This window comes from Pseudomonas sp. QC2, from assembly GCF_002859085.1.
Classification (GTDB): Bacteria; Pseudomonadota; Gammaproteobacteria; order Pseudomonadales; family Pseudomonadaceae; genus Aquipseudomonas; species Aquipseudomonas petroselini.
The window spans coordinates 14,668-35,254 of the sequence record NZ_PKKS01000028.1 but is presented as its reverse complement, the minus strand read 5'-3'; the positions used below and the strand labels follow the sequence as shown (position 1 = coordinate 35,254).

The 20,587-nt window shown below is 61.1% G+C and carries 21 protein-coding genes and 1 pseudogene; 9 read left to right on the top strand and 13 right to left on the bottom strand.

From position 1 onward, the window contains the following. Positions 1-156 precede the first annotated feature (156 nt). The 4 genes and pseudogenes from QCBJ_RS29360 to QCBJ_RS29345 all read right to left on the bottom strand — a co-directional run bounded on the left by QCBJ_RS29360 (position 157) and on the right by QCBJ_RS29345 (position 2,925). Positions 157-1,050 carry an NAD-dependent epimerase/dehydratase family protein gene (locus QCBJ_RS29360; protein ID WP_102062150.1) on the bottom strand — a complete coding sequence of 298 codons (894 nt, stop codon included), beginning with the start codon at positions 1,048-1,050 and terminating at the stop codon, positions 157-159. A gap of 103 nt (positions 1,051-1,153) precedes the next feature. After that, on the bottom strand, positions 1,154-2,050 hold the full coding sequence (locus tag QCBJ_RS29355) for a LysR family transcriptional regulator (RefSeq protein ID WP_046035186.1): 897 nt from the start codon (positions 2,048-2,050) through the stop codon (positions 1,154-1,156). A gap of 30 nt (positions 2,051-2,080) precedes the next feature. After that, positions 2,081-2,164, bottom strand: a pseudogene (locus QCBJ_RS30535) (NADPH quinone reductase MdaB); the annotation flags it as partial. Beyond that, positions 2,158-2,925 carry a sulfite exporter TauE/SafE family protein gene (locus tag QCBJ_RS29345; protein ID WP_064055222.1) on the bottom strand — a complete coding sequence of 256 codons (768 nt, stop codon included), beginning with the start codon at positions 2,923-2,925 and terminating at the stop codon, positions 2,158-2,160. The pseudogene QCBJ_RS30535 and the gene QCBJ_RS29345, both read right to left, overlap by 7 nt. A gap of 83 nt (positions 2,926-3,008) precedes the next feature. Between QCBJ_RS29345 and QCBJ_RS29340 the strand changes: the two genes are divergently transcribed. After that, on the top strand, positions 3,009-3,905 hold the full coding sequence (locus QCBJ_RS29340; RefSeq protein WP_102062149.1) for a LysR substrate-binding domain-containing protein: 897 nt from the start codon (positions 3,009-3,011) through the stop codon (positions 3,903-3,905). Here QCBJ_RS29340 and QCBJ_RS29335 read toward each other — a convergent pair. Both QCBJ_RS29335 and kynU read right to left on the bottom strand, forming a co-directional pair. Then, the gene (locus QCBJ_RS29335; RefSeq protein WP_102062148.1) at positions 3,851-5,257 is read right to left on the bottom strand and encodes an amino acid permease; all 1,407 of its coding nucleotides are present in this window, start codon (positions 5,255-5,257) and stop codon (positions 3,851-3,853) included. The two genes, QCBJ_RS29340 and QCBJ_RS29335, sit on opposite strands and share 55 nt — an antisense overlap. Positions 5,258-5,358: 101 nt before the next feature. Next, positions 5,359-6,609: a kynureninase gene (gene kynU, locus QCBJ_RS29330; RefSeq protein ID WP_102062147.1), complete on the bottom strand. Its 1,251-nt coding sequence runs from the start codon at positions 6,607-6,609 to the stop codon at positions 5,359-5,361. Positions 6,610-6,753: 144 nt separating this feature from the next. On the opposite strand from kynU, the gene QCBJ_RS29325 reads away from it, so the two are divergent. Beyond that, positions 6,754-7,227: an Lrp/AsnC family transcriptional regulator gene (locus QCBJ_RS29325; protein ID WP_102062146.1), complete on the top strand. Its 474-nt coding sequence runs from the start codon at positions 6,754-6,756 to the stop codon at positions 7,225-7,227. A 65-nt stretch (positions 7,228-7,292) separates the two neighbouring features. Here QCBJ_RS29325 and catA read toward each other — a convergent pair whose 3' ends face one another. The 3 genes from catA to QCBJ_RS29310 are packed head-to-tail and all read right to left on the bottom strand — an operon-like array spanning position 7,293 to position 9,694. After that, positions 7,293-8,222 (bottom strand): catechol 1,2-dioxygenase, encoded by a 930-nt coding sequence (catA, locus tag QCBJ_RS29320; RefSeq protein WP_102062145.1) that lies wholly within the window; start codon positions 8,220-8,222, stop codon positions 7,293-7,295. A 41-nt stretch (positions 8,223-8,263) separates the two neighbouring features. Then, complete coding sequence (gene catC / locus QCBJ_RS29315; protein WP_102062144.1) at positions 8,264-8,554, bottom strand: muconolactone Delta-isomerase; 291 nt, start codon at positions 8,552-8,554, stop codon at positions 8,264-8,266. A 12-nt stretch (positions 8,555-8,566) separates the two neighbouring features. After that, on the bottom strand, positions 8,567-9,694 hold the full coding sequence (locus tag QCBJ_RS29310) for a muconate cycloisomerase family protein (protein WP_102062143.1): 1,128 nt from the start codon (positions 9,692-9,694) through the stop codon (positions 8,567-8,569). A 114-nt stretch (positions 9,695-9,808) separates the two neighbouring features. On the opposite strand from QCBJ_RS29310, the gene QCBJ_RS29305 reads away from it, so the two are divergent. Continuing rightward, the gene (locus QCBJ_RS29305; RefSeq protein WP_015885864.1) at positions 9,809-10,684 is read left to right on the top strand and encodes a LysR family transcriptional regulator; all 876 of its coding nucleotides are present in this window, start codon (positions 9,809-9,811) and stop codon (positions 10,682-10,684) included. Here QCBJ_RS29305 and QCBJ_RS29300 read toward each other — a convergent pair. Then, positions 10,681-11,667 carry a helix-turn-helix domain-containing protein gene (locus tag QCBJ_RS29300; protein ID WP_102062142.1) on the bottom strand — a complete coding sequence of 329 codons (987 nt, stop codon included), beginning with the start codon at positions 11,665-11,667 and terminating at the stop codon, positions 10,681-10,683. The two genes, QCBJ_RS29305 and QCBJ_RS29300, sit on opposite strands and share 4 nt — an antisense overlap. Before the next feature lie 311 nt (positions 11,668-11,978). On the opposite strand from QCBJ_RS29300, the gene antA reads away from it, so the two are divergent. The 4 genes from antA (at position 11,979) to QCBJ_RS29280 (ending at position 16,569) form a co-directional block, all read left to right on the top strand. After that, positions 11,979-13,370 carry an anthranilate 1,2-dioxygenase large subunit gene (gene antA, locus QCBJ_RS29295; RefSeq protein ID WP_102062141.1) on the top strand — a complete coding sequence of 464 codons (1,392 nt, stop codon included), beginning with the start codon at positions 11,979-11,981 and terminating at the stop codon, positions 13,368-13,370. Further along, positions 13,370-13,861 carry an anthranilate 1,2-dioxygenase small subunit gene (antB, locus tag QCBJ_RS29290; RefSeq protein WP_102062140.1) on the top strand — a complete coding sequence of 164 codons (492 nt, stop codon included), beginning with the start codon at positions 13,370-13,372 and terminating at the stop codon, positions 13,859-13,861. The genes antA and antB overlap by 1 nt, the downstream gene beginning before the upstream one ends. A 225-nt stretch (positions 13,862-14,086) precedes the next feature. Next, positions 14,087-15,094, top strand: a complete 1,008-nt coding sequence (gene antC, locus QCBJ_RS29285; RefSeq protein ID WP_102062139.1) for an anthranilate 1,2-dioxygenase electron transfer component AntC — start codon at positions 14,087-14,089, stop codon at positions 15,092-15,094. Between the two features lie 71 nt (positions 15,095-15,165). After that, complete coding sequence (locus QCBJ_RS29280; RefSeq protein WP_043205891.1) at positions 15,166-16,569, top strand: amino acid permease; 1,404 nt, start codon at positions 15,166-15,168, stop codon at positions 16,567-16,569. A 140-nt stretch (positions 16,570-16,709) separates the two neighbouring features. Here QCBJ_RS29280 and kynA read toward each other — a convergent pair whose 3' ends face one another. Both kynA and kynB read right to left on the bottom strand, forming a co-directional pair. Continuing rightward, positions 16,710-17,567, bottom strand: a complete 858-nt coding sequence (kynA, locus tag QCBJ_RS29275; protein ID WP_015885870.1) for a tryptophan 2,3-dioxygenase — start codon at positions 17,565-17,567, stop codon at positions 16,710-16,712. Next, positions 17,564-18,214 carry an arylformamidase gene (gene kynB, locus QCBJ_RS29270; protein ID WP_102062138.1) on the bottom strand — a complete coding sequence of 217 codons (651 nt, stop codon included), beginning with the start codon at positions 18,212-18,214 and terminating at the stop codon, positions 17,564-17,566. Before kynB ends, kynA begins: the two co-directional genes overlap by 4 nt. Positions 18,215-18,454: 240 nt before the next feature. Here kynB and QCBJ_RS29265 point away from each other — a divergent pair, with 240 nt between their 5' ends. Then, positions 18,455-18,799, top strand: coding sequence for a cupin domain-containing protein (locus QCBJ_RS29265; protein WP_015885872.1), 345 nt, complete (start codon positions 18,455-18,457; stop codon positions 18,797-18,799). Positions 18,800-18,961: 162 nt separating this feature from the next. Next, a complete protein-coding gene (locus QCBJ_RS29260) occupies positions 18,962-19,711 on the top strand; it encodes a hypothetical protein (RefSeq protein WP_102062137.1) in 750 nt (249 codons plus the stop codon). On the opposite strand, the gene mmsB is transcribed toward QCBJ_RS29260, so the two are convergent. Beyond that, positions 19,698-20,585, bottom strand: a complete 888-nt coding sequence (mmsB, locus tag QCBJ_RS29255; RefSeq protein WP_046035177.1) for a 3-hydroxyisobutyrate dehydrogenase — start codon at positions 20,583-20,585, stop codon at positions 19,698-19,700. The two genes, QCBJ_RS29260 and mmsB, sit on opposite strands and share 14 nt — an antisense overlap. Positions 20,586-20,587: the final 2 nt, after the last annotated feature.

The window sequence follows — 20,587 nt, the reverse complement described above, 5'->3', positions numbered from 1 at the left end:
GTACGGAATTGCGGCGAGGGGAGCTAGTCAGGGAGACCAAGTCGAACCCATCGGGGGCAAGCCCCCTCCCACAGTTGACCGAGTTCCACGCTTGGAATGCCAACAAATGTGAGAGGGGCGTGCCCCCGATGGCGACACCTCGGACTCAGGTGAACATCACACCATTTCGTGGCGAATCCACTCCACGACCGACGTACGCTTCGGCACCCAGCCCAGCAACTCACGGGCATGCTTGCCACGCACCCGGCTGTTGGAGCCCAAGCCATAGTTGGCCATTTCATAGCCCCACTCGGCCTCGGCGTCGGCCAATGGCCAATCCTGCGGTTTGCCCAGGGTCAGGGCTTCGGCAATCGCGGTGGTCATGTCGATAAACGACGCCTCGCCGCTTTCCACGAAGTAGAAGGTGCCCGGCACGTTCTTGGTCAGTGCCAGCAGGTACAGCGCCACCACGTCATCAATGTGCACGTTGGACCAGATGTTCTGCCCGCTGCCCACATGGCGCACCACGCCGCTTTTGCGTGCCTGCTTGAGCAGACGCGGCAATTGCACGCTGTCGCGCTTCACGCCCAGGCTGTGGCCGTAGATCAGGGTGTTGCAAATCACCGCTGAATTCACGCCGTCCTGGGCCGCCGCCAGGATCAGGTTGTCGATGGCCACGCGGGCAGCCTTGTCGACGGTCGGCTCCGGCAGATTGTCTTCAACGTAGATGACATCGCTGGACTTGCCACCCGACGCATCACCGACAATGCTCGAACCGCTGGTGTGCAGGAACGGCTTGTTCGAGCCCTGCAATGCCGCCAACAGGGTTTCCACGGCGACGCGATGGTCGCTGCTCGCGGCATTGATCACCGCGTCGGCCTTCAGCGCTTGTTCGGTCAACACGGCGTCGTCGTCAAGGGTGCCGATCACCGGGGTGATGCCCAAGGCGGTCATCTCAGCCGCTTGCTCAGCGCTGCGCACCAGGCCGGTTACCGTGTGGCCAGCCTTGACCAGGCCGGTGGCGATGGAACCACCGATAAAACCGGCGGCGCCGGTAACGAATACGTTCATGGAGAGTGCTCCTGACTGGGTAAGTGATGCGCTGAGTATCAAGGGCTCATCCCTGACGAATAAGCCCCTGCTGCCCAATTCACTCTTGCGTGCAGATCACGAATCAGCAGGCATACCGCGCCAGTTTGGCCTGGATAAAATCCAGGAAACACTGGATGCGCAACGCCAACTGCGAGTTGCGATAGAACACCGCGTGGATCGGCTGGCGATAACCGCTGTTGAACGCCTCCAGCACCGGCACCAGGCGACCGGCGTCAATATCGTCGACGGTCATGAAGTTCGACAGGCAGCAGATGCCCTGCCCTTCCAGCGCCAATTGCCGCACGGTTTCGCCGCTGGACGCCGCCACGCGGGGCTGGATCAACCAGCGGTCGCCCTCCACATGGCGCAGCGGCCAGTGGTTGAGGGTTTCGGTCTGGGTGAACCCCAGCAGCGTGTGGCCCGCCAACTCGGCGACCGTGGTTGGCGTGCCGTGTTGCTTGAGGTACTCGGGGCTGGCGAGGATATGCAACGGCGTAGAACCGAGCGCGCGCGCATGCAGGGTGGAGTCAGCCAGGGCGCCAATGCGAATGGCGATGTCCGTGCTCTGTTCCAGCAGGTCGATGATCAAGTCATCGCTGTTCAGCTCCAGCAGGATCTCCGGGTAGAGGCTGCGAAACTCGGCGATGTACGGCACGATCCCATGCAGCATGAACGGCACGGCAGCATTGATGCGCAGGCGCCCCGCCGGTGTCTTCTGGCGCGACGACAGGCGCTCTTCCAGCGCCTCCATCTGCGCCAGGATCACCTTGGCCTGTTCGAAGAAGTACTTGCCCTCCTCGGTCAGGTCCATGCGCCGCGTCGTGCGGTTGATCAGCGTGGTGTCGAGCTTGGCCTCCAGGCGCGACAAGGTGCGGCTGACCGCCGATGGCGTCTGCCCGACCTGCTCGGCGGCAGCGGAAATCGAACCGCATTCAATCACGCTGACGAAGATCTGTAGCTCATCGGATCGGGCTTTCACGGGCGCGCCTCGTTATCGGTTCACAGCAGCTTACACCGAGAAATTGAACACCTGCGCCAGATGCTGCTCGTAGCGCACCACATGAGCCTCGATGGCCGGGCGCTTCATCACGTCCCACTGATCAGCAGATGGCCGCCGAGCAATGCCATGCCGATGAAGAACACGCGCTTGAACAACAGCGCACTGATGCGCTGGCGCACCACCTGGCCCAGCCACATGCCCAACAGTGCCGGCACCAGCGCCAGCAATGACGCGTTCAGCTCTCCACCGCCCAAAGTGCCGCGCCAGGCCAGACCGGCAGCGAGTGCCAGCGTCGACACGGTGAATGACAGCCCCAGCGCTTGCACCAACTGATCACGGCTCAAGCCGAGGGCTTGCAGATACGGCACGGCAGGAATCACAAACACACCGGTCGCCGAGGTGATGATGCCGGTGATCCCCCCGCACAGCGGGCCCAGCCAGCGTTCGGTGTGCGGCGCTACCTTGAACGAGGGCAGGAACAAGCCGCTCAGTGCATACACCAGCAACGCCCCGCCCAACGCATGAACGACCCAGCCACCCCCGTCCATGCCCAGCCATAACGTGCCAAGCCCGGTGCCGAGGAAGATCAGCAGCAGCATCGGCCAGAGGCGCTTGATCAAGGCGCTCAGGTGACCGCCGAATGCCAGTTGCCACAGGTTGGTGACGGTCGAGGGAATGATCAGCAATGCGGCTGCCTGCGCCGGGAGCATAGCCAGGCCGAGCAGGCCCATGGCGACGGTGGGCAGACCGAGGCCGATCACGCCTTTGACAGTACCGGCCAGCAGGAAGGTGCCGATCACCAGCAGCGTCAAGGCGGGGCCGATATGTTGGTAGAACGCGAGGAAGGTATTCATGGGCGGATTGTCGAGCATTGAGGCACGTTGGAAAATGCGCCATATACTGAGGCAGACTCTTGTTTTGCCTGAGGCTGGTGCCCATGCACTTTGACCTGATAGACCTGCGCCTTTACCTGCACATCGTCGACACCGGCAACATCACCGCCGGGGCGGCCCGCAGTCATTTGTCCCTGGCCGCCGCCAGTGCGCGTATCCGTGCAATGGAGGCGTCGCTGGGTATCGAGTTTCTTCAACGCGGCCGCCGTGGCGTCACACCCACGCCCGCCGGTAAAGCCCTCGCCCGTCACGCCCGGCTGTTGCTGCAACAGGCCGAGCACCTGCAACAGGACCTGGCGGAATACGCCAACGGCGTCAAAGGCCAGGTGCGCCTGTTGTGCAACACCACCGCCCTCAGCGAATACCTGCCCGAACTGCTGGCGGACTTTTTGCGCGAGCATCCCAACCTCGATATCGACCTGCAGGAACTGCCGAGCTTGCGCATCACCCAGGCCTTGCGCCAGGGCACGGCAGACCTCGGGATCATTTCCGACGCAGTCGACACCCACGGCCTGCAAACCCTGCCGTTTCGCGATGACCCGCTGGTATTGATCATGCCGCTGGACCATCCGCTCACCACCCAACACGTGAGCTTCATCGACAGCCTTCAACACGACTACGTCGGCCTGGCCGCTGACAGCGCCCTGGCGGTGTACCTGGAAGAACAGGCGCTGCACGCCGGTTTCCGCTTGCAGACACGCATCCGTGCCGAGGGGTTTGATGGGGTGATTCGCATGGTCGCCCGTGGCGCCGGCTTGGGTGTCGTGCCCCAGGCGGCACTGGAGCGTTGGCGCTCAGAGCACTGCTTCAAGGCCCAGCCGCTCACGGAGGACTGGGCCTGTCGCCGGCTACTGCTCTGCGCGCGCGCATTTGAGCATCTGCCCGGTTACGCCAAAGCCTTGTTCGACGCCTTGGCCCTGCCCTTGCGGAAAAACCCGTAGTACACCGCCGACAGAATCAGCAGGAACGGTACGCCAAACACCAACGTCATCTTGAACGCCTCGGTGAAATAGGTGGTGACCATCACCGCGCCCATCAGCACCAGGCCCAGCAGCGTGCTGTAGGGAAACAGCCGCAGTTGGAACGACAGCTTCGGCCCGCCATGGCGCCTGCGGTAACGGCGGAAGCACAGGTGCGTGAGGAAGATCATGAACCAGGTAAAGATCGCGCCAAACATCGAGATCGCCATCATCAGGGTGAACGAGCTTTCCGGGTACACCACGTTCAGCAAGGTCGCCAGGGCAATGCCCGAGCTGGACAGCAGCAACGCGTTCAGCGGAATGCCGCTCTTGCTCAAGGCGCCCATGGACTTGGGCGCAAAGCCGGCGCGGGACAGGCTGAACATCATGCGGGTGGTGATGTAAAGCTGGCTGTTCATCGCCGACAGCGCCGCGATCAGGATCACGAAATTCATCACCCCGGTGGCGCCGGGAATACCGATGGTCTGCATCACTGTGACGAACGGGCTTTGGGTCTGCCCGGCCTGGTTCCACGGCACGATGGCCAGCATCAGCGCCAGGGTCAGCAGATAAAACACCACCAGCCGCACGAGGGTGGCGCGGAAAGCTTTCTTCACCGCCTGTTCCGGGTCCGCCGCTTCACCGGCGGCCACCGCGATCATCTCCACACTCAGGTAGCTGAAGATCGACACGATCACCGCGATCCACATGCCGCTCAGGCCATGGGGGAAAAAACCATCGTGGGCCGTGTAGTTCTGCACGCCGTAGTCCGGGTTGCCGGAACCGAATACCACGTACACGGCGAGGAGGATGAAGCCGACGATGGCGCTGATCTTGATCGTCGAGAACCAGTATTCGAAGTTACCGAAGGTCTTCACGCTGATGGCGTTGAGCAGGATCAGCACGCTGGAAAACGACACGATCCACACCCATTCCGGCACGTTGGCGAACCAGTACTTCATGTACATCGCCACCGCCGTGACCTCGGCGCCCACCGCCAGCACAATCGCCGCCCAGTAGGCGTAGCGCACCAGGAAACCGGCCAGCGGGCTGATGTAGAACTCGGCGTAGGCGCCGAAGGAGCCCGAGGTGGAATGGGCCACCGTCATCTCCGCCAGGCACCCCATCAGCAGCAACGTAATCAACGCGCCGATAGCGTAGCTCACCAGCACACTGGGCCCGGCATAACCGATGGCGTAGGCGCTGCCCATGAACAGCCCGGTGCCGATGGCGCCACCGATGGCGATCATGCTCATCTGGCCGGAAGTGAGCTGGCGCCGCAGGCCCAGTTCGCGGTGGGTGATCTCGGCAAAGCCCTTGTCTGGCGTGGTCACGTGGTGTGCCCCTTTATTATTGTGATTGCACCGTTTGGATATTCACGCAGAACCCCTGTGGGAGGGGGCAAGCCCCCTCCCACAGTTTGATCGGCGTTGTGTCAGGTGACGCTGTTACGGACTTTGAATTGCGGCTGGTTCCAGGTGTGGTTGTCGAGGATGTCGCCGAGGATTTCCACGGCGTCCCAGACCTCAGTGAAGCTTGTGTACAGCGGCGTAAATCCGAAACGCATGATGCGCGGCTCGCGGTAGTCACCGATCACGCCACGGGCGATCAAGGCCTGGATCACGGCGTAGCCTTCAGGGTGCTCGAAGCTCACATGGCTACCACGCCGGGCGTGCTCACGCGGGGTGATCAACACCAGTTCATGGGCCGCGCAACGCGTTTCCACCAGCGCAATAAACAGGTCGGTCAACGCCAGGGATTTGCTGCGCAAGCTGGCCATGTCGGTCTGGGCAAAAATCTCCAGGCCGCACTCCACCATCGCCAGCGAGGTGATCGGCTGCGTGCCGCACAGGTAGCGTGCGATACCGGCACTCGGTGCGTAAGTCGATTCCATGGCGAACTGCCGGGTGTGCCCGAACCAGCCCGACAGCGGCTGACGCACCAGGTCCACCAACGCCGGATTGACCCACACAAATGCCTGGGAGCCCGGGCCACCGTTGAGGTACTTGTAGGTGCAGCCGATCGCGTAATCGGCACCGGCCTGATGCAGGTCGATGGGCACTGCGCCCGCCGAGTGCGCCAGGTCCCAGAGGCTCAATGCGCCACACTCATGGCTCAGGGCGGTCAGCGCCTGCATGTCGTACATGTAGCCGGTCTTGTAGTTGACGTGGGTGAGCATCACCACCGCCACGTCCTGGTCAATGGCCTGGGGCAATTCGTCCGGGCTGTTCACCAGGCGCAAGGAATAGCCGTGTTGCAGCAGTTCGGCCAGGCCCTCGGCGATGTACAGGTCGGTGGGAAAGTTGCTCGCCTCGCTGACGATCACCTTGCGATTCGGCTGGCGTTGACGCTGCACGCTCAACGCGGCGCTGAGCACCTTGAACAGGTTGATGGAGGTGGTATCGGTGATCACCACTTCGTCGTCACGCGCACCGATCAGCGGTGCCAGGCGGTTGCCCAGGCGCTGGGACAAGTCCGCCCAACCGGCGCTGTTCCAGCTGCGAATCAGGCCATTGCCCCACTCTTCGACAATCACCGCCTGCGCCCGCGCCAACGCCGCCACCGGACGGGCACCGAGGGAGTTGCCATCGAGGTAGATCACCCCCTCGGGCAAGGCGAACTGACTGCGCAATGGCGCCAGCGAGTCCTGCGCGTCGAGGGCTTGGCAATGGCTTCGAGTGGTCATGGGCTGTCCTGGTTTTTATAAGTAAGAATGGACCAAATTTTGAACGAAGTTTTAGAGAATTTTCGTGCAAAGTGACGGGCAACAGGCTAATTAAGCTGTAGGAAATTCGAATTTAACCCCCAAACACGCGGATTTATTCTAACCATGATTCTCGACGCCACCGACCTGCGCCTCCTGCATTTCCTGCAACAGGATGGCCGCATCAGCAACCAGGAACTGGCGGAAAAAGTCGCGCTGTCGCCCTCCGCGTGCCTGCGCCGTCTGCGTCTGCTGGAGAGCGAAGGCATCATCTGCGGCTACCGCGCGGTGCTGAATGCCGAGCAATTGGGGATCGAGCTGGAGGCCATCGTGCACCTGTCCCTGCGCCAGGATGTGGAGGATTGGCACGAGACGTTTATCAAGAAGGTGCAGGGCTGGCAGGAAGTCGCCAGTGCGTATGTAATCACCGGTGCCAGCAACTATGTGCTGCGGGTGCAGGCGCGCAATCTCAAGCACTTTTCGGACTTTATCGTGAACCACCTGAACCGCACGGCGGGGGTGATGGATATTCGCTCGGAGATTGTGTTGCAGAAGATCAAGGATCGGGATGAGGTGCTCGACTTGGTCGTGCGTAAGTAGCAGCAACACCACGGGTCAAATGTGGGAGGGAGCAAGCCCCCTCCCACACTTTTTGACCGCGTTGATCAATCTTCCAGGGCACGGACGCGTTGCATGCGCTTCTGCTCCACCGGGGCATCCGCCACCTGCAACTCAAAGTCAAAATCAATCTGCGCATACCGCCCCTCCACGCCAAATTCGCGCGCCAGCTGCGGATCCTCACTGAAGCGAATCTCGGCGATCAACTCATCCCGCGTCGCGTAGGCAAAATCATCATGCAGGTACGGGTCGTCCGAGAGATTGATCTGCGTGGTCAGGTGCCGATGCCCCGGCGCCGAAATGAAGAAGTGGATATGCGCCGGCCGTTGCCCGTGGCGCCCCAGTTGATCGAGCAACTGCTGAGTCGGCCCGGTCGGCGGGCAGCCGTAGCCGGATGGCACGATACTGCGGAATCGGTAGTTGCCCTGGGCATCGGTCTCGATGCGTCGGCGCAGGTTGAATTCAGATTGCGTCGGATCAAACCACGAATACGTACCGCCGGTGTTGGCCTGCCACACGTCCACAATCGCCCCCGCCAGCGGCTTGCCGTCGGTGTCGCGCACCTGCCCACGCATGAACAGCGGCACCGCGTCGTCCTGGCCATCGTCCAGCCGCGCCTCGACCTTCGATAACGGCGCACCGGCCACATACAGCGGGCCTTCGATGGTGCGTGGGGTGCCGCCGGATTTACCGGCTTCTTCATCAGCGGCGTCCATCAGCAAGTCCAGGTAATGCTCCAGGCCCAGCCCGGCGGCGAGCAGACCGGCTTCCTGGTGCTTGCCCAGCTCATTGAGGTAATTGACCGCCTTCCAGAACTCTTCCGGGGTCACGTCGAGGTCTTCGATGATGTTCACGGTGTCGCGCAGGATCCTATAGATCAGCGCCTTGGTGCGCGGGTTGCCGGCGTCGTTAAGGTTGCCGCTGGCTTCTTCGAGAAACTGTTGGGCATGGGCAGTCTGGGACAGTCGGGTGGACATGGTGCATTCCTCATCTTGTCATTATTGGGTGCATCACCGGCCTAGCGGTCGTCCTCATGGATCGACGACGGGTGCCGGCACAGGGCGTTCACTTCGATGGCCATGTAGGGGTAAAGCGGCAGTTGCATCAGCAGGTCGTGCAGCTCTTGCACGCTGTCGACGTCGAACACGCTGTAGTTGGCGTAGTGCCCGGCGATGCGCCACAGGTGGCGCCATTTACCTTGCTCCTGCAGCCGCTGCGCCAGCGCTTTTTCGTCAGCCTTGAGGCTGGTAGCGCGCTCGGGGTTCATATCGACGGGCAGGTTCACGGTCATTTTTACGTGGAACAACATGGCAGGCGCCTCTTAGTGTTTGTCACGACGGAAGAACGCCAAACGCTCTTCATCGATGGCCAGGCCCAAGCCCGGTGCGTTGGAGACATGCAGTTGGAAATCGCGGTACACCGGTGGCTCGGTGAGGATGTCTTCGGTGAGCAGCAGCGGGCCGAACAGTTCGGTGTCCCACGCCAGTTTGTTCAGCGTGAGGAAAGCATGCGCCGACGCCAGGGTGCCGATGCCACCTTCGAGCATGGTGCCGCCATACAGGCCGATCCCCGCTGCCTCGGCAATCGCCGCGGTGCGCAACACCGCGCGCGGGCCGCCGTTCTTGGCGATCTTGAGGGCGAACACCGACGCCGCGCCTTCGCGGGCCAGGTTGAACGCATCCTCGACACACTCAATGGATTCATCCGCCATGATCGGCGCCGGGCTCGACAGATTAAGCCGCGCCATGCCGCCACGGTTGTTGCGTGAGATGGGCTGTTCGATCAGGTCGATGCCGTTGTCGCCGAGCACCTTGCACGCCCGCAGTGCCACCGCTTCGTCCCAGGCTTGGTTGACGTCAACGCGCACACTGGCGCGGTCCCCCAAGGCCTTTTTGATCGCGAGCACATGGGCTAGGTCATGGCTGACTTCGCCAGCACCGATTTTCACTTTGAAGATGCGATGGCGGCGCAGGTCGAGCATCTTTTCCGCCTCGGCAATGTCCTTTTCGGTGTTGCCGCTGGCCAGGGTCCAGGCCACCGGCAGTGCCTCGCGCACGCGGCCACCGAGCAGTTCGCTGACCGGCAGGTTCAGGCGCTTGCCAAGGGCATCGAGCAAGGCGCTTTCGATACCGGACTTGGCAAACGTGTTGCCACGGATGCTGCGCTCCAGGCGCAACATGGCGGCGTTGATATTGCTGGCGTCCTGGCCGATCAGCAGCGGCGCGAAGTGGCGGTCGATGTTGACCTTGATGCTGTCGGGGCTTTCATTGCCGTAGCTCAGGCCGCCAATGGTGGTGGCTTCGCCGATGCCCTCGATGCTGTCGGCGCAGCACAGGCGGATAATCACCAGGGTCTGGTTTTGCAGGGTGTGCATCGCCAGCTTGTGCGGGCGAATGGTCGGGAGGTCGACAATGATCGTGTCGATCGACTCGATGGGGCAAATCGGCATGGCTATACCCGCTGGGTTCTTTTTAGGTTTGAGCCGATTCTGTCCCTTAACTTTAAAGGCTTCCAATATAGAATGGGTCTCAAGCAATACCCGCAAGGTATGAAAGGAGCCATTATGGAACTGCGTCACCTGCGCTATTTCCAGGTGCTGGGGGAAACCCTGAATTTCACCCGCGCCGCCGAACGCCTGCACATCGCGCAGCCGCCGTTGAGCCGACAGATCCAGCAATTGGAGGATGAGCTGGGCGTCATTTTGCTCGAACGTAGCCGACCGTTGCGGCTGACCGAAGCCGGGCGGTTTTTCTATGAACACGCCAATGCGCTGCTGGAACAGCTGAACAAGGTCTGCGACAACACGCGACGTATTGGCCTGGGTGAAAAGACCTGGCTGGGCATCGGCTTTGCGCCTTCGACCCTGTACGGCGTGCTGCCGGAATTGATTCGGCGACTGCGCAGCCATGAGGCGCTGGAACTGGAGTTGGGGTTGTCGGAAATGACCACCTTGCAACAGGTTGAAGCGCTCAAGGCTGGGCGGATCGATGTGGGGTTCGGGCGGATTCGTATCGACGACCCGGCCATTGTCCAGCGCGTGCTGGTCGAGGACCGGCTGGTCGCCGTGCTGCCCGCTGGCCACCCGCTGCTGGGCGCGCCGGCCACGCTTGCTCAACTGGCCGCCGAACCGTTTGTGCTCTACCCCGGCAACCCGCGCCCCAGCTATGCCGACCATGTGATCGCGCTGTTTGATGCCCATGGCTTGGGCCTCAAGGTGGCGCAGTGGACCAACGAGTTGCAGACCGCCATCGGCCTGGTCGGCGCCGGCATGGGCGTGACGCTGGTACCCGCTTCGGTGCAGGTGCTGCACCGCGCGGATATTGGCTATACGCCGATTGTGGAAGCCACGGCGACGTCGCCGATCATTCTCAGCCGGCGGGTGCATGATCAGTCGCCGGGGTTGAGTCATTGCCTGCAACTGGTGGAAGAGTTGATCTAGCCACGCAGGCGGCGCGCATCATTGCGCTGCAACGTCTGGCTCGGCGACTCATCAAACAGCTTGCGGTACTCCGCCGAAAACCGTCCCAGGTGGGTAAAGCCCCAGCCCAGGGCGATCTCGGAGATGGTGCGGGTGGAGCCGTGCTCAAGGATTTCCTGGCGAACCGCACTCAGCCGGTACTTCTTCAAATAGGCCATGGGCGACAGGGCGAAGTATTTGCGAAAGGCATCGAACAGCTTGAAACGCGACACCCCCGCAGCGGCTTCCAGGTCTTCCAGGTGCACGGCTTCGCGGGCGTTGTCGTGGATGTACTGGCGGGCGCGGATCAGGTAATGCGGCAGCTTCACGCCGAGGACATCGCGCAGTTCTTCGGAGTAGTTGTTCGGCTGGGCCAGGATCAGGCCCTTGATCAGCGAGCTTTCCAGGTCACGGGTAAAGGCAGCCTGCTCATACAGCTCGCTGCCGTGCTCCAGCTCGGCGATGAAGTAACGCGCCATGCGCCACCACGACGCCGAGGCGCCCTCTACCGCGTCCATCACCGACTCAAAGCGCAACGGCGCGTCAATCGGCCGTTGCAGCAAACCTTCCAGCGACTCACTCATGGCCGCGCGCGTGATCACCACCTGCAACTTGCGGCAGTCGCCGGAGATCGCCAGCACCTGATGCTCGTTGGGCGAGATGATCACGCCCTGGTCGCGGTTGGAACTCAGGCGTTCACCGTTCTTGCTCAGCTCCTGCTCACCCACCAGGGGCAGGCTCAGGCTGTAGCTGCTGAAGTGCTCGGCGTCTTCGATGTCGATGGTCACGTCCGTGCCGTACTCGATCACGCCCAGGGTGGTGGCGCGGGACTTGAACACGTTGGCACTGTGGTGAAAACGCAGGCGCTCAGGCGTGGCGGTGACCAGGCGATGGGGCCCGCAAATGCCGGACATCCAGCTGCGGGCGCCTTCCAGGTCGAAGCGTTGAATCGTTTGGCTGCTCATCAGGGTGCACCCACGGCGGTTAGGCTGTTGCGCGCTCTGGCGGCGCGTCGTTGGTGTAGGACAGCAAGTAATGCGCCACGCCAGCGCAATGGCCACTGGGTGGATAGCAACGGTCGATTAAGTGGATAAGAAGCGGGCTTTTCCGACAATTGCCCTGCCAGACAGTAGCGCATCCCGTCACCGTGCTGCACCGGGTTGGGTATTTGCTGCCCATTTTTCGGCCCAGGTTCCCCCATTAAGCGGATAGCCCGCGCCGTGCCCCGCTGCCTCTAATAAACCACCGATTAGCCCCTATCAAAAAGGTGCCTCCCATGAGTGGTGCAAGAAGCGTCGAGCAGTGGAAAACGTTTATCGAAGGCTGCCTGGACTTTCGCCCGGCAGACGAAGTATTCCGTATCGCCCGCGACATGTTCACCGAGCCGGAACTGTTCGATCTGGAGATGGAACTGATCTTCGAAAAGAACTGGATCTATGCCTGCCACGAAAGCGAACTGGCCCATAACCACGACTTTGTAACGATGCGCGCCGGGCGCCAGCCGATGATCATCACCCGCGATGGCGAAGGCCGGCTCAATGCGCTGATCAACGCCTGCCAGCACCGTGGCACCACCCTGACGCGGGTCGGCAAAGGCAACCAGTCCACCTTTACCTGCCCGTTCCATGCCTGGTGCTACAAAAGCGATGGCCGACTGGTGAAGGTCAAGGCGCCGGGGGAATACCCGGAGGGCTTCGACAAAGCCACACGCGGCCTGAAAAAGGCGCGTATCGAGAGCTACAAAGGCTTTGTGTTCATCAGCCTGGACGTGAAGGGCACCGACAGCCTGGAAGACTTCCTGGGCGATGCCACCGTGTTCTTCGACATGATGGTCGCGCAGTCCGCCACCGGTGAGCTGGAAGTGCTGCCCGGCAAATCCTCCTACACCTACGACGGCAACTGGAAACTGCAGAACGAAAACGGCCTGGACGGTTATCACGTCAGCACCGTGCACTACAACTACGTGGCCACGGTGCAGCATCGCCAACAGGTGAACACCGAGCATGGCGCTAGCGCAGGGAGCACCCTGGACTACAGCAAGCTTGGCGCCGGCGACGCCAACACCGATGACGGTTGGTTCGCCTTCAACAACGGCCATAGCCTGTTGTTCAGCGACATGCCCAACCCCAGCGTGCGCTCCGGCTACGCCACCATCATGCCGCGCCTGATTGAAGAACACGGCCAGCAAAAAGCCGAATGGATGATGCACCGCCTGCGCAATTTGAATATCTACCCGAGCCTGTTCTTTCTCGACCAGATCAGCTCGCAACTGCGCATCATCCGCCCCGTGGCGTGGAACAAGACCGAGATCATCAGCCAGTGCCTGGGGGTGAAAAACGAGTCTGACGCCGACCGCGAAAACCGCATTCGCCAGTTCGAGGATTTCTTCAACGTGTCCGGCATGGGCACGCCGGATGACTTGGTGGAGTTCCGCGAAGCCCAGCGGGGTTTTCAGGGCCGGCTTGAACGCTGGAGCGATATCTCACGCGGCAGCCACTGCTGGGAAACCGGCCCCACGCCGAACAGCGAAGCCATCGGTATCCAACCGGCGATGACCGGCACCGAATTCACCCACGAAGGCCTCTATGTGAACCAGCATCGCAACTGGCAGCAGTTCCTGCTCAAGGGCCTCGATAACCAAGCGCTGAAATTGCGGGAGGTGGAATGATGAATGCGCAATTGCAGTACCAGATCGAGCAGTTCTTCTACCGCAAGTCCGAGCTGTGCGATGCGCAGGACTGGGACGCCTATGTGCAGCTGTTCGACCCGCAGAGTGAATTCCACCTGCCGCAGTGGGATTCGGAACACGTCTACACCCGCGACCCCAAGCGCGAGATGTCGCTGATCTATTACGCCAACCGTTCGGGCCTGGAAGACCGCGTATTCCGCCTGCGCACCGGCAAGGCGGCGTCGGCCACGCCGATGCCGCGCACGTTGCACCTGATCAACAACGTGCGCATCGCCGAGCGGGTGGAGGGCACGCTGGAGGTGAAACTGAACTGGCACACGCTGTTCTATCGCCTGGCCACGTCGGAGCAGTTTTACGGCCACGCCACTTACACCCTCAAGCCTGATGGCGACAGTTGGTTGATCACCCGAAAGCACGCGCTGCTGCTCAACGACACCATCAACTCGGTGCTGGATTTCTATCACCTCTAAAGCGCCCTTGTTGTGGTGGTGAGCGTGCTTTTTTGTGGTGAGCGGGCTTGCCCCGCGCTGGGGCGCGCAGCGGCCCCTGGTGCAGGCACTACGGTTTGACTGGAGAAATGCGGTGACTTTATTGGGGCCGCTACGCGCCCCAGCGCGGGGCAAGCCCGCTCACCACAAAAAGCACGCTCACCACAACAGGCCGTGCGTACGTCATAAATAGGCAGAGAACAACACATGAATCACAAAGTGGCCTTCAGTTTTGCCGACGGCAAGACCCTGTTTTTCCCAGTGGGCGCGAATGAAATCCTGCTGGATGCAGCGCTGCGCAACGGCATCAAAATCCCCTTGGATTGCCGCGAAGGGGTGTGCGGCACCTGCCAGGGTCGCTGCGAATCCGGCGACTACAGCCAGGACTATGTGGATGAGGAAGCCCTCTCCAGCCTCGACCTGCAACAACGCAAAATGCTTAGTTGCCAGACGCGTGTGAAGTCCGATGCGACGTTCTATTTCGACTTTGATTCGAGCCTGTGCAATGCGCCGGGACCGGTGCAGGTACGCGGCACGGTGAGCGCGGTACAGCAGGTGTCGACCAGTACGGCGATCCTGCAGGTACAGTTGGATCAGGCGCTGGATTTTCTACCGGGCCAATACGCACGGCTGTCGGTACCTGGCACCGACAGTTGGCGCTCGTATTCCTTCGCCAACCTTGCGGGCAATCAGTTGCAGTTTTTGGTGCGAATGTTGCCCGACGGGGTGATGAGCAACTACTTGCGCGAGCGCTGCCAGGTGGGCGATGAGCTGTTGATGGAAGCGCCCCTCGGCGCCTTCTACCTGCGTCACGTCACCAAACCCTTGGTGCTGGTGGCAGGCGGAACCGGGTTATCGGCCTTGCTGGGCATGCTCGACGAACTGGCCGCCAATGGCTGCGACCAACCCGTGCACCTCTACTATGGCGTGCGCGGTGCCGAGGACTTGTGCGAAGCGGCGCGCATCCAGGCCTACGCCTCAAGCATCGCGGACTTCCGCTACACCGAAGTCCTCAGTGCTCCCTCAGAGGATTGGCCCGGCAAGCGCGGCTACCTGACCGAGCATTTTGACCTGGCCGAATTGCGGGACAGATCGGCGGATATGTACCTGTGTGGTCCCCCGCCAATGGTCGAATCCGTCCAACAATGGCTGGCGGATCAGGCACTTGATGGCGTTCAGTTGTATTACGAAAAGTTCACGCAGAGTAATATCTGACCCTCAGCACTTCTGAGGGGCTGATGCGGCGTGCACTCAACCCTGAGAAAAACAAGTAGAAGGGAATGTTAATGGCGGATGACATGGTTAACCCGGTAGGCCTCAAGCGTGGCCTGAAGAACCGGCACATTCAACTGATCGCCTTGGGAGGGGCGATTGGTACGGGGTTGTTCCTCGGCTCGGCTGGGGTACTCAAGTCGGCGGGGCCGTCGATGATCCTGGGCTACGCGATTGCTGGTTTTATCGCGTTCCTGATCATGCGCCAGCTTGGCGAGATGATCGTCGAAGAGCCGGTAGCCGGTTCCTTCAGCCACTTCGCCCACAAATACTGGGGCGGCTACGCAGGCTTCCTGGCGGGCTGGAACTACTGGGTACTTTACGTGCTGGTGGGCATGGCCGAACTGACGGCGGTGGGCAAGTACATCCAGTTCTGGTGGCCGGAAATCCCGACCTGGGTCAGCGCACTGGTGTTCTTCGTGGCGGTGAACCTGATCAACACCCTGAACGTGAAGTTCTTCGGTGAGGCCGAGTTCTGGTTTGCGATCATCAAGGTGGTGGCGATTGTCGGCATGATCGCGCTCGGCTGCTACTTGCTGTTCAGCGGCACCGGCGGCCCACAAGCCTCGGTCAGCAACCTGTGGAGCCACGGCGGGTTCTTCCCGAATGGCGGCATGGGGCTGTTGATGTCCATGGCGTTCATCATGTTCTCGTTCGGTGGCCTGGAGCTGGTAGGCATCACCGCTGCCGAGGCCAGCGAGCCGCGCAAAGTGATCCCGAAAGCGATCAACCAGGTGGTGTACCGGATCCTGATCTTCTACGTCGGCGCGCTCACCGTGCTGCTGTCGCTGTACCCGTGGGACCAACTGCTGCAAACCCTCGGCGCGTCGGGCGATGCCTACAGTGGTAGCCCGTTCGTGCAGATCTTCTCGCTGATCGGTAACGACACCGCCGCGCACATCCTCAACTTCGTGGTGCTGACCGCGGCGCTGTCGGTGTACAACAGCGGCGTGTACTGCAACAGTCGCATGCTGTTCGGCCTGGCCGAGCAAGGCGATGCGCCAAAGGCGTTGATGAAACTCAACAAGCAAGGCGTGCCGCTGCGGGCGCTGGCGATTTCGGCACTGGTGACGATGCTGTGCGTGGTGGTCAACTACGTCGCGCCACAAAGTGCCCTGGAGTTGCTGTTTGCGCTGGTGGTTGCCTCGCTGATGATCAACTGGGCGCTGATCAGCATCACCCACATCAAGTTCCGCAAAGCCATGGGCGAGCAAGGCGTGACGCCGTCGTTCAAGACCTTCTGGTTCCCGTTCAGCAACTACCTGTGCCTGGCGTTCATGCTGATGATCATCAGCGTGATGCTGGCGATCCCGGGGATTCGTGAGTCGGTGTATGCGATGCCGGTGTGGGTGGGGATTATCTATGTGGCCTATCGGTTGCGGGTTCGCAGGAGTAACGCGGTAGTCAACACACAGTGATCCCTGTGGGAGCCGGGCTTGCCCGCGATGCAGGCGACTCGGTTTCCAGTGAGACCGAGGTGATGCGATCGCAGGCAAGCCAGCTCCCACAGTTGATTGCATTTCATAATGAAAAGCCCCGGTAATCCGGGGCTTTTTGTTTAGAGCGTGGAGCGTACTCGCCATAGCTCGGGGAAGAGCACGGTATCGAGCATCTTGCGCAAATACCCCACGCCTTCGGTACCACCGGTACCAGGCTGGAAGCCAATGATCCGCTCCACCGTGGTCACATGGCGAAAGCGCCACTGGCGGAACGAATCCTCCAAGTCGATAAACTTCTCGGCCAACTGATACAAATCCCAGTAACGGTTCGGGTCGCGATACACCTCCCGCCACGCCGCCTCCACGGATTCATCGTGAACCGTCGCCGCCGTCGGGTCACGCTCGGCACGCTTGGGATCAATCGCCAGGCCCGCCTTGATCATCAGGTTGATCGCCTCGTCATACAGCGACGGCGTGGCAATCGCCACTTTCAGCTCGTTCAACAGCTCCGGCCGGTGGGCGTGAGGCCGCAACAGCGCCGCACTTTTATTGCCGAGGATAAATTCGATCTCGCGGTACTGGAACGACTGGAACCCCGACGACTGCCCCAGGAACGGGCGGATGGCCTTGTACTCCGACGGCGTCATCGTCGCCAGCACTGCCCAGGCGTGCACCAGTTGATCGAAGATCCGCGACACCCGCGCCAGCATCTTGAACGCCGGCGGCAACTCGCCCAGTCGTACGTGCTCGCGGGCAGCCTTGAGTTCGTGGAGCATCAGTTTCATCCACAACTCGGAAGTCTGGTGCTGGATGATGAAGAGCATTTCGTTGTGGTCCGGCGACAGCGGGTGCTGGGCGCTGAGGACTTTGCCCAGGTCCAGGTAATCGCCGTAGCTCATGGACTCGGAAAAATTCAGTTCGGCGTTATGCCATTCTTCGGGCGGCTGGTAATCAGCAGAGAAAGGACATTGGCTCATCGCGTGGGCTCCTTGAGCGGACGGAGAATGGCGCGGACCGGGCTCGCGTCCAGGTGGGCAAAACGCAGCGGCAGCGCGATCAGTTCATAGTCGCCTTCCGGTACGTCATCGAGCACGATGCCTTCGAGAATCGCCATGCCATGGCGGGCCACGGCGTTGTGGGAATCCATGGTCTTGGACTGCTGCGGGTCCAGCGAGGGTGTATCGATACCGATCAGGCGCACCCCCAGGCTGGCCAGCAGCTCGATGGTTTGCGGGGCAATGGCAGTGAAGTCCGCATCCCATTCGGTCAGCGGCGCTTGTGGATAAGTGCGCAGCAACACACGCTCGGGCATGTTATCCACACGTCCTTCCAACTGATGCGGCTGCACCAACGCGCCGCTGTCCAGGCAATGCAGCACCCGACACGGCCCCATGTACACGTCCAGCGACACTTCACCGATCGGTGCACCGTCGGCGCTGTAATGCAGCGGCGCATCCACATGGGCGCCGGTGTGCGGCGACAAGGTGATGCGCCCGACATTCACCGGGCACTCCGGGCCGAACTGCCACACGCGCTCTTCCTGGAACGGCGTGTCTCCCGGCCAGGTCGGGGTCGCCGTACTCAAGGGCGGGCTGATATCCCACCACGTTTTTATTGGGTTCATTTACAGGCTCTCGGCGGTTACTGGTGTGAATGATACGAGGGCCAGCTGCGAATTTTCTTGCGAATTCTGGCGTGAAGCAGGAAATCTTTCGCACTTACTGCGAGGAAATAGCGGATTGGTGATGGGTTATATCAAATAAATACCGCTGCGCTTCTGGGCATCCCGATGTCGAGTTCAGACCACTGGTGCAACGCCCAAGGCCTTAGGGTGGATCTTTCCATTCCCTGCCTCGGAGTCATCATGTCCAAGCCCATCACCGTACTGCGCGACACCCACCCACTGCCGGTCCTGGACGCGTGCAAATGGGAAAAACTCGAAGGCGACCCGCACACCGTCAACCTCAACGCCTACACCAGCGAAGACGGCAGCAAGATCATGGGCACTTGGATCTGCACACCGGGCAAGTGGTACGTGGACTACGTGAAGTGGGAGTACTGCCACTTCCAGGAAGGCTACTGCATCATCACGCCAGAAGGCATGGAGCCGATTCACCTGCGGGCTGGGGATATCTTCGTGGTGGAACCGGGGATGAAGGGGACGTGGGAAGTGGTCGAGACGGTGCGTAAGTATTTTGTGTTTGCTTGACCCGCTATGCCTTGGCGCACTGAACACGGATTCGGCACAGTGCGCTCTTCAAGGCCCAAACTCATGGCGTATTAAGTGCTTTCCTACAGGCCTTCCGTGGGCTGATCGACAAGATCTGGACTGACTTCATCAAGCGAATTGAACAGTCGCCAGAGGGTAATCATGATCCGTACCGCGCCCCCAACTGCCTGGCCCTCAGTCATCCACCAACCGCCAGACTCGGTCAGCCAAATTGCCAAAAAGCAGGTGTTTCCCAACTCCTGCGGCGCGGCTGCCCTGCTGTGCGCGGCCAAAGAACTGGGGGTCGATAAAATCCCGGTTCTTACCGGATCAATGTCTGAGCATTTAGGCGTCGACACACTGGAGTTGGACAATCGTTGTGAAAGCGACCTGTACAGGATCACCAGCGGCTGCACAACCGTCAGGCACGGGCAGACCGACCTGGAACAAGCCGGTTATTCGATGCCGGACAGTATTGTCATCGCGGGAAGGCTTTTGGGCTTGGACATGAAGGTGGAAAAGAACCCGGGCATGCTTGTCGCCGGGTTGAACTGGCTTTATCCGACGATCGAAAACAAGCTCAGAGGCATTGGCTGCCCTATTGACCTGCCGGGTCCAGCACTTGACAGCAACGAGGTAAAACTAGAGGCCATGGCGGTGTCGTGTGTCGGCTTGCCGATCGGATTGCACTGGGTGGTACAGCGGGCAGACGGCAGCTATATGGATCCCGCAACCGGCGAGAACCAAAAAAACTTTTCCGCGTTGAACAACAGGCTTAAAAAAGCCGCGGGCAGGGCACTCGGCTATTACCCTTCGGGGATTTCAATCGTTGCCAAATTGGCCCCCTTAAACACGGGTGTAAAAGCCGGGAGCCAGCCTTACGCCGGCCCCCCTCCCCTTAATTGGTTTTAAGGTAGCTGTTGATAATCGCTGAAAAGTCCTTGCCCCCCTCCCCGCGCTGGCTCATCGCCTGATACAGCTGCTGGGCCACGGCGCCGAGGATCACCGGCTGGTGCACCTGGCGCGCGGCTTCGGTGGCCAGGCCCAGGTCCTTGAGCATCAGGTCGGCGCCAAAACCGCCGGTGTAGCCACGGGACGACGGTGCACTTTCGATCACGCCAGGCCATGGGTTGTAGGTATCGGAACTCCAGCAGCGTCCAGTGGAGCTGTTGATGATCCCCGCCAGCACTTGCGTGTCGATGCCCAATGCATCACCCAGCGCCATGGCCTCGCTGACGCCGACCATGCTGATGCCCAACAACAGGTTGTTGCAGATCTTGGCGATTTGCCCGGTGCCCACGTCGCCGCAATGCACGATGTTACGGCCCATCTGCGCCAGCACCGGTTGCAGGGTGGCGAACAGTTCCGGGGTGGCGCCGACCATGAAGGTCAGCGTCCCTGCGGCGGCGCCGCCGGTGCCACCGGAGACCGGGGCGTCGGCTACGACGACACCTTGCTTGGCCGCCGCAGCCGCTACGTCACGGATGGTTTGCGGGTCGATGGTGCTGCAATCCACCGCCGGTACACCTTTGCCGATGCCAGCCAAAACCCCGTCGTCATTCAGCCATACGCTGCGCACATGCGCCGCCGCCGGCAGCATGGTAATCACCAGCTCAGCGTCTTTCGCCGCATCGCGTGGTGAAGCGCTGATGGTGCCGCCCAGCTCGGCCAGTTCCTTGAGCACCGTCTGGTTCAAGTCGAACAGGTTCAGCGCGTGGCCGGCCTTGATCAGGTTGCGGGCCATGGGCGCGCCCATGTTGCCCAAGCCGATAAATGCAATCTTCATGG